The 8,269-nt window shown below is 51.3% G+C and carries 6 protein-coding genes; 1 reads left to right on the plus strand and 5 read right to left on the minus strand.

Features of this window, described 5'->3' with window-relative positions; all coding sequences use genetic code 11:
- Window positions 1-24: 24 nt before the first annotated feature.
- The 5 genes from WCI03_07175 to udk are packed head-to-tail and all read right to left on the minus strand — an operon-like array spanning window position 25 to window position 7,697.
- Window positions 25-1,701: a SpoIIE family protein phosphatase gene (locus WCI03_07175; GenBank protein MEI8139631.1), complete on the minus strand. Its 1,677-nt coding sequence runs from the start codon at window positions 1,699-1,701 to the stop codon at window positions 25-27.
- Window positions 1,698-2,048 (minus strand): Hpt domain-containing protein, encoded by a 351-nt coding sequence (locus tag WCI03_07180; GenBank protein MEI8139632.1) that lies wholly within the window; start codon window positions 2,046-2,048, stop codon window positions 1,698-1,700. The genes WCI03_07175 and WCI03_07180 overlap by 4 nt, the downstream gene beginning before the upstream one ends.
- 35 nt (window positions 2,049-2,083) lie before the next feature.
- Window positions 2,084-4,582: a response regulator gene (locus WCI03_07185; GenBank protein ID MEI8139633.1), complete on the minus strand. Its 2,499-nt coding sequence runs from the start codon at window positions 4,580-4,582 to the stop codon at window positions 2,084-2,086.
- The gene (locus tag WCI03_07190; GenBank protein ID MEI8139634.1) at window positions 4,579-7,035 is read right to left on the minus strand and encodes a PAS domain S-box protein; all 2,457 of its coding nucleotides are present in this window, start codon (window positions 7,033-7,035) and stop codon (window positions 4,579-4,581) included. The genes WCI03_07185 and WCI03_07190 overlap by 4 nt, the downstream gene beginning before the upstream one ends.
- Before the next feature lie 14 nt (window positions 7,036-7,049).
- On the minus strand, window positions 7,050-7,697 hold the full coding sequence (gene udk / locus WCI03_07195) for a uridine kinase (protein MEI8139635.1): 648 nt from the start codon (window positions 7,695-7,697) through the stop codon (window positions 7,050-7,052).
- A 179-nt stretch (window positions 7,698-7,876) separates the two neighbouring features.
- Between udk and WCI03_07200 the strand changes: the two genes are divergently transcribed.
- Window positions 7,877-8,269, plus strand: a 393-nt coding sequence (locus WCI03_07200) for a hypothetical protein (protein MEI8139636.1), incomplete at its 3' end; no start/stop codon positions are given.

Here is an 8,269-nt window from a genome sequence, read left to right on the forward strand (position 1 = left end):
GGTGTTACTCTTGTCTGAGGATTGTTACTCGGGATGGATATCCTTTGCAACTTCAAAAACCCCGAAATTTTCATGATACCGGCGAAACAGGTCTTTCCGACGGGCAATGGCCATGATGATCTCACGTCCTCGCCCCCGTTCACTCCGTGAGCTGGCCACATCGGTTCGGGCAAGCCAGCCATCCATATCCCACTCCCGCCCACTGTCTAAAAAGAACACCCGACAGAATGAATCGTATAGACGTAATTGAAAAATGATTGCCCCCCCTTCAGGAACTCGCCCATGCTCAACAACGTTAACCCCGTACTCCATGACCAGTAACCTCACTGCCCCCGCGGCTAAATCTGTCCACCCGGCTTCCAAAAGCCGCTGTTCACTGATCTCAGCAAGTTGCGCAATGGCCCTTTTGGTAGGCAGGACGGATGATTCAAATAGCACCTGAGCAGGATCCAAACAGTTTATAAAAATGGCAGTACAATCGTCCTTATCCAAATGATAGCCGTCCTGGATAAGCCGTTCCATCAACCCTTCAGGCGGATTCACGCAGCCAGCTTTAATGGCCCGAATAAGCCCTGACTTCACACCAACGACCCCGCAGGCATCATCACGCTGTCCCCGGTAAGCTTCAGAAAGGCCGTCCGTATAGATCAATAAAGAAGTCCCTGGAGTTGCAGACACAGTCATTTCGCCAAGAGATGCCGCGTCAGCCCCGACACAATCGTCGAGTTCAAACCCAATGGGGAAAGTTCCATCTCCAGACAGAGGACGCGCTTCCGCGAAGGCCTGACCATGCCAAACCAAAGGCTCAGGATGCCCGCAATTCATGCACTTCCATACCCGGGTGTCAGGATCATATAATGCCAGGAATAGCGAGGCATAGATTTCCTGATTCGTTACATTCCTCCTGAATCGTTCCTCAATCTTGCGATGCACCATCGCCAGCCCCTGATCACCATATCCAAGAAGCACCTCAGTAATAATCACCTTCAACAGTGATGCAACCATGGCTGCGCCCACCCCATGTCCCGATACATCACCGACATAGACACACACACGCCCGCTCGGCAACTTGATGGCGTCAAATACATCACCTCCGATAGCCATACTGGGGTGGTAGGCCATCCGGATCTCGCAATCCAGCGTGATTAACGGGGTAGTTGAAAGAAGCTTCTGTTGCAAGGATCCAGCCACTCTCAACTCACGCGACATCTTTTCTTTCCACCGTTTCAAGGCATCATGGCTGCGCTTCAAATCCAGAGCGTTGCGAACTCTAGCGATCAACTCGCGCGGATTAAACGGCTTCCGTATATAATCAAAAGCGCCAGCATCAAAACCTTTTTCAATGTCCGCAATATTGGCCAGGGCTGTCACCATGATCACAGGAATGTCCTGGGTTCGGGGATCCTCCTTTAAGGAATGAGAAACATCGTACCCCGAGATCCCGGGCATCATAACGTCCACCAGTATTAATTCGGGAACGCTGTCACGGGCCAAGGACAAGCCCTGTTCACCGCTTTCAGCCAGTGTCACCTTGCACCCTCGCCCGACCAATAATTTCCGCAAATACTCTCGGTTGGGAAGTTCATCATCAATCACCAGAACATGCCCCTCCAATCCTATACCCTCGATCGCGCACGCCCCACTGAGCTGAGGGATAGGCATCGCCCCCACGGGTTTCGAGTCTTTTAGGTTCGTATTCATGATTCCGAAATCCCCTCCTCGCTCCATGCAGCCACCCAGTTCCGGAGCCCCTCCGATAACTCGAAACAACGGGAGTAATCGCCGCGTTTGATCCCCGCACTCAATTCCTCAGCAACTACTGACAAGGCGGGCACTCCCATCGTCCCGCCCATCCCGAGTAGCGAATGGGCCGCACGCCTGACATCCGGCTCGCTGCGCCCTGTTACCGCCGTATGAATCGATAAAACTAAATTGTTGATATGGTCTCGAAAAAGCAACACCAGTTCATCATCCAACTCAGAGGTATCCACCAAAAAAACATGACACCGGTCAGCCAATCCAGGAATCATTCCCTCAAAAGTTTTCATAGTAAGACGGTTCAGTTCATCCGGATTAGAGGCCATCACAATCCCCTACCTTTCAACGAATTAATCCCCGATTTCCAGCTCTCAAGTGCCTGTTTCAAGACCTCAACACGCACGGGCTTCGAGATATAATCATCCATCCCAGCCTCCAGACACTTCTCGCGATCCCCATCCAGGGCATTGGCCGTCATGGCAATGATCGTTACCCTGCGCCCCGAACGACCTCGTTGTTGTTCCAGCTCACGAATTCTTCCGGTCGCTTCAAACCCGTCTATAACGGGCATCTGACAGTCCATCAATATGATGTCATAATCTTGTCGCCCCGCCGCCTCGAGGGCTTCCCGGCCATTGCACACCGCATCCGTCCGAGTGTAGCCAAGCTTATGTAACTGCTTCAATGCAACCTTTTGATTCACCAGATTATCCTCGGCCAGAAGAATCCGAGCCGTCTGCTCAACCGGTTCCGGACTGCCTGCAACAGGCCTATCGGAGATAGCAGGCATCTGGCTCTTTCCCTCCGCATCCAGAACAACCATGATGGAATCTAATAATAGGGATTGCTTGACCGGCTTGAGCATCACCCGGACTCCCGGCAGATCCCTGACCGCGTCGGTCTCGGGAGACAATCCCATAGAGGTCAATACAACCACGGGAAGAGAAGCTAAGGCCGGATCACCCTTAATAGACCTGACGAGGTCTAGTCCCGTCAATTCCGGCATAGCCATATCACTCAACAAAAAAGCATAGGGGATTCCCGCAGAAGCTTTCCCCCGAATGGCGCGTAATCCTTCCTCAACGGTCGCGAAACAGTCACAGGTCATTCCCCAGGATCGCAGGATTTTATCCAAAATGAGCCGGCTGGTAGCATTATCATCAATCACAACACAACAAAGATTTTCCAGACCGGCTGGATCAGACCGGACACGTGGGCTTGACGCATGGCTTCTCAATAAGGGGAGTTGGAACCAGAACAAAGAGCCCTTCCCGACCTCACTTTGCACTCCGATGTGACCGTCCATTAATTCGATGAGCCGCCGCGAAATGGCAAGTCCCAAGCCTGTCCCACCATACTTGCGAGAAGCAGATCCATCCTCCTGCCAAAAAACCTCAAAAAGTCGCTCCTGAGCCTTAGTCGACATCCCAATGCCAGTATCCTGGACTTCAAAATGCAGCCAGAACCGGTCATCCTCCTGTCGCTCCAGCCTGACTCGCGCAACGACCTCACCCCTCTCCGTGAACTTGACTGCGTTCGACAAGAGGTTAATCATGACTTGACGTAACCGCCCGGCATCACCACGTAACATCATGGGCACATCCATTTCGACATGCGACACCATCTCGACATGCTTCGCCGCTGCTGCCTCAGCCAGAACATCAAGCGATCCCTCAATCAGATCCATCAGGTCAAAATCGTCCTGAATGATTTTAAACTTGCCCGCCTCAATCTTTGAGAAATCAAGAATTTCATTGATCAGGGAGAGAAGGGCTTCGCCGCTGGTGCCGATGGTCCGGACGTAATCAGCCTGCTCCTCAGTCAAGGGAGTCTGCGCCAACAGACCGGTTAGCCCGATCACAGCATTCATTGGAGTTCGTATTTCGTGGCTGATGTTGGCCAGGAATTCGCCCTTGGCTTTATTGGCCGCTTCTGCCGCCACCGCCAACTGATTGGAGCGTTCAATGGCCTTCTGTAATTCACCGTGCGAGGCCTCAAGTCGCTGTCGCGATGCCTCGAGGTCCTCCATCACGCTCAACATCTGAACGTGATTATGCTCCAATTCACGAGTCCGACGGCTTAAGTCCTCATTCGCCCTTTTGAGGATCAGCTCATTATTTTTCCGATCCGATATATCTACAAAACTTTCCAGCAGACAGGCCCTGCCCCGGTGTATAATCGGCCCCACTGTTTTCAAGATCGGCAACAAGGATCCATCCCTGCGCACCAATTGCCGCTCCGAGTTATCGATCTTCTGGTGAAAGTCGCTGATCGGACATTTGCCCCTTTCCGCCGGACAGACAAACTGCTGGCATCGCCTGTCTATAACCTCTTCCCGGGAGGCTCCCATCATTCGCAATGCGGCGGGGTTGGCATCGCAGATAACATGGGTTTCTTCATCAATGACCATCACCCCGACCTGAATATTGTCCAGAAGAAATTTCAGTTGGCGCTCACTTTCCGCAGCATCAACATCCTTCTTCTTTCGCTCAGTAATATCCACTGCAGAACCGATCAATTCAATCACTACCCCATTTCGTATTCTCGGCAGGATATCGAGAAGGAAGATGAATTTCCCATTTTCCACGGCCAGCTCGAACGAGCAGGGCTTCCCACTCCATGAAGACTCAAAGTAAGCAACCAAAGTTCGGCTCACCTCCGGGGAAAAGACATCATCAACAAACCGCCCGCCAATTCCCCCTTTACATGATGTCATCCGGGAAACCAATTGCCCGCGGCACAAGGGCAAGACAAATCGATCTCCGGTTTTGACAACCCGGAACGTCATTCCCGGCTGAAGGTCTTGAGACAGGTCATGATTCATGCGTTCTCCTGTTTATCACTGACCGGATTTCTTCCTTCTAAGGACTCTTTCGCCAAAATCGACTGGTAGGCGGGAGGCCTGCCCAACTCCACCTGCAACTGATTGACTTCGTGCTTTAGCTCCAAAATTCGCGTCTCACGTCCCGTCATAAGTCGGTTATGTCGCTCCAGTTCCTTGAGCGTTCCCTTGAGAATAGCTTCCCCTTGCTTATTCTGGGTAATATCCGCAATGATCACCAGGTTACCCATCAGGTTCCCCCACTGTCCATGCAACGGTGCGACATAGAGAAGTCCCTCTCGACGTTCGCCTGTACTGGTCAACAACTCCAGTTCGCAAGGAGCCACGTCTTTGCTTTCTTTGATCAATCGCATTTGCTCATTCACGCGCAACCGGCTCTCCTGAATAAAACATGGCCAATCCGAGATCGCCTGACCCACCAGAGCCTCGGCAGGGAACCCGACCATCGACAAGGCGCGGCGATTCAGTTCAACCAGCCGGTCGTTGCCATCCAACACCATGATCGCCTCAGGCGAATGCTCAAATACTCGCCGATATCGCTCCTCGCTTTCATATTTCTGAGATTCCATGGACTTCCGTTCATCTTTCGCAATGAGCAACGCCAGCATATCCACGATTGCCAGAATGAGTTGAATCTCTTCATTCGTCCAGCTTCGGATGGTTTCGGCATGTTCAACACACAGCATGCCTTGAATTTTCCCGCCTCTCGAAACAGGTGCATGGAGCAAAGAAATAATACGCTTGTCGTTGAGCAAATCCTCCGCCAGGCCATGAGTCCGCTCATCGACACGAATGTCAGGAATACTGAGAAACGGCTTGTCTTTCAGCGCCTGGTAATATCCGGGATATCGGCTGACGAGCAACGCCGCCCCGCACTCATGGATATTCCGTGATTTGGAATAGGATTCTTCGCAGATAAATGCCGAGCGATCCTCGATATATTTCCAGACGCTGACAGATTCCACATCCAGGGAAGACGCAAGAGTCTGCGCTACATGCTCCAATGCAGCAGGAAAAGAGGCGAAATCCTGCCGGGACAACTCCAGGACAACCGCCTGATTGAGTTCAAATTGACGTGTTCTATCCCACCAGTTTTGCCGAAACTGGAAAAAACCAATCAAAATAACCGACAACATTGCAATCTGCTGAATGATCCCAAAACGAGCCTCAGCTGTTCGACGTTCGATGTCGGCAGCCGACACATCTAGCCCGAGTGCAAGCTTGACACGCTCAGGGCCGTCTTTGTTCAATACCACGGCAATCAGGGCGGAGACCCAGGTCCCCCAACGATCCGTGTAGGGTTTTGATACATACGGGACTCCTGATTGAAAAAACGACCGATCCTCCTCGTCAATCTGATCAGCATAGACCGTTCCAGGAACAATGTTCCAGCCCTCCTTGGAGTCAGTCGATGAGGACACATAGTTGATGCTTTTGCCCTCTTTGGGGCCATACAGATAAATATTGCGCACATCCGAACTTGACGTCCGAATTCGAGTAAATATATCTCGCAGGTGGCTGTATTCCGGTGACTTTAAATCGTCCAATGTGCCTGAAAAATGTCTCAAGGGCTCCACGTCCAAAGCAGCGGTAACAAGCATGGCTCGAACCATCAGTTCAGCTCCATATTCTTTCCGGGCTTGTTCTCCTGCCTGTTGGGTTACTACCCAGCCCCCGCAAGCCAATGACACCATGATACACGCCATCTGAAGCCCGAACCAGGACTTGCGCCTGACAAAAACACCCGACGCCGTGTTTCGCGAAGCATACTGGTAGGCTTGCCACAACGAGGCTGCCAATAACAACGGCACAATAATGTAAACATAGGTTATGGGAAAACCAACAATAGCGGCAAATCGCTCGCGATTGAGAACGGAGGCAGGAAAGAAATCATCTTTCGGGGCACCAAGAAGAAAAACCAAAGCCATCAGGATCATACTAGTAGTTGCCAGCCCCAATGCACTTTTTGAAACTCGGGCAAAACGGGTTGCCTGCCACATCCGCCGGGCACAATAAATTGCGATCGCTGCCAGAAAAAGGAATATCGCCAATTCGTATTCTTGCACCCCGCCTACTTCAATCACAACGACAAGGAAAACGAGGGGCAGCATGTTCAGGCTTATACGAAGCCAAGGCTTCGAAACCCAGCGAGGCAAAAGTTCCGTCATGGAAAATAAAAGCAGGCATGTTACAGCCCCCGCGAATAAGATGGAATGCACCGCATTCAGGATCGGTAACGCCCCGAGGTTAGTCGCGGCACATTCAATCCACTGACAGCCACCAAACATGACCCCAAACCACCCCAGGCTCGCCCACGATAAGAGCGGGGTAGGGATTCGTCGGAGGCAAAAACAGACTGAAGACAGCACGAAAAAGGCCAAACCCGTGAGGAAATGGATATAATCTGATTGCAAGTCAAAAAATGATGAAATCATAATATATTATCCACTTAACCAGAATTTATAGAGACTCCTCTTGCCCGCAGCAGATGCTCGATCCGTCCCCACATACCTACGACCTCTTCACAATACAAACGGTCATCGGGGTATGGAAGATTAATCACGACATCTGCATACTGCCGGGTCGGCAAAATATGACGTTGATACATAGGTTCAACCTGATATTCAAATTGGCGGACAATATCCTCAACACTCCGTCCTCGCTCCACCGTATCGCGCGCGATTCGTCGACGGAGACGTTCCGCGACTGGCACCTCCACAAAAAAGCGCAGGTCTAAAGACTCGCGTAATGCGGCGTTACAATACAAAAAAAGGCCTTCCACAATCAACACTGGCATCGGAGTCAACGGCTCTGTTTGCACTTTACGACAATGCGTCAAAAAATCATAACAGGGCACATGGATCTCCTGTCCACGTTTCACCGCATCTATATGTTGCGCTAATAAATCGAGGTCTAATGCGGCTGGCTCGTCAAAATTATAGGCTTCCGCCGGTATTCCCCGTGGCACCTCCAGATAGTAATGATCTTGAGAGATGACCCGGCACCCAAATTGCCCCGTCAGCAATGCCAGCCCTTGAGCAAGCGTTGTCTTGCCGGAGCCTGAACCTCCTACGATACCAATGATGATGGGCTTCATAAATACAGTACCAAACAGAATTATACTCGAGTAATCATATTGACTGGGTAGTTATGGAATTGTCAAGGTTCTATGCCCAACCCAAATTCTCACCCGCTATCTTCCGTCCCCGCCGCCAAAATACGAATTGCTGTAATTATTCTTTGCTAAGTAGTTATCACCTGTTAAATATGGAAATCATGGTTACTCAACTCGATATTGCACGCAAATTGGGAATCTCGCGGCAACTCGTCACCTTTGCACTCGCTGGCTATCCTCAGGTCTCTCCTGAATCGCGCAAGCTCATCCAGGCTACGGCCATCGAAATGGGTTATCTTCCGAATCCCCATGCAAGGGCACTCAAAGAGGGAAAAACCGGCATTGTGGCACTCTGGATTCCCGACCAGATTTCCTCCCATTACGTCCAAGTCACCCGTGAAATGACACGTCTTCTCAAACAAGCCCAGGTCGAACTTATTGTCAGTGAAATGGGCGCATCTCTATCCGGGCAAGTCCTTTCCCATGTACCGGCAGACGGTATCTTTGTGGTGGATGCCCCGTCCCAAGTCCTTACCTACCTCCGGGCCCACCCC

This window comes from bacterium (assembly GCA_037143175.1).
Classification (GTDB): domain Bacteria; phylum Verrucomicrobiota; class Kiritimatiellia; order CAIKKV01; family CAITUY01; genus JAABPW01.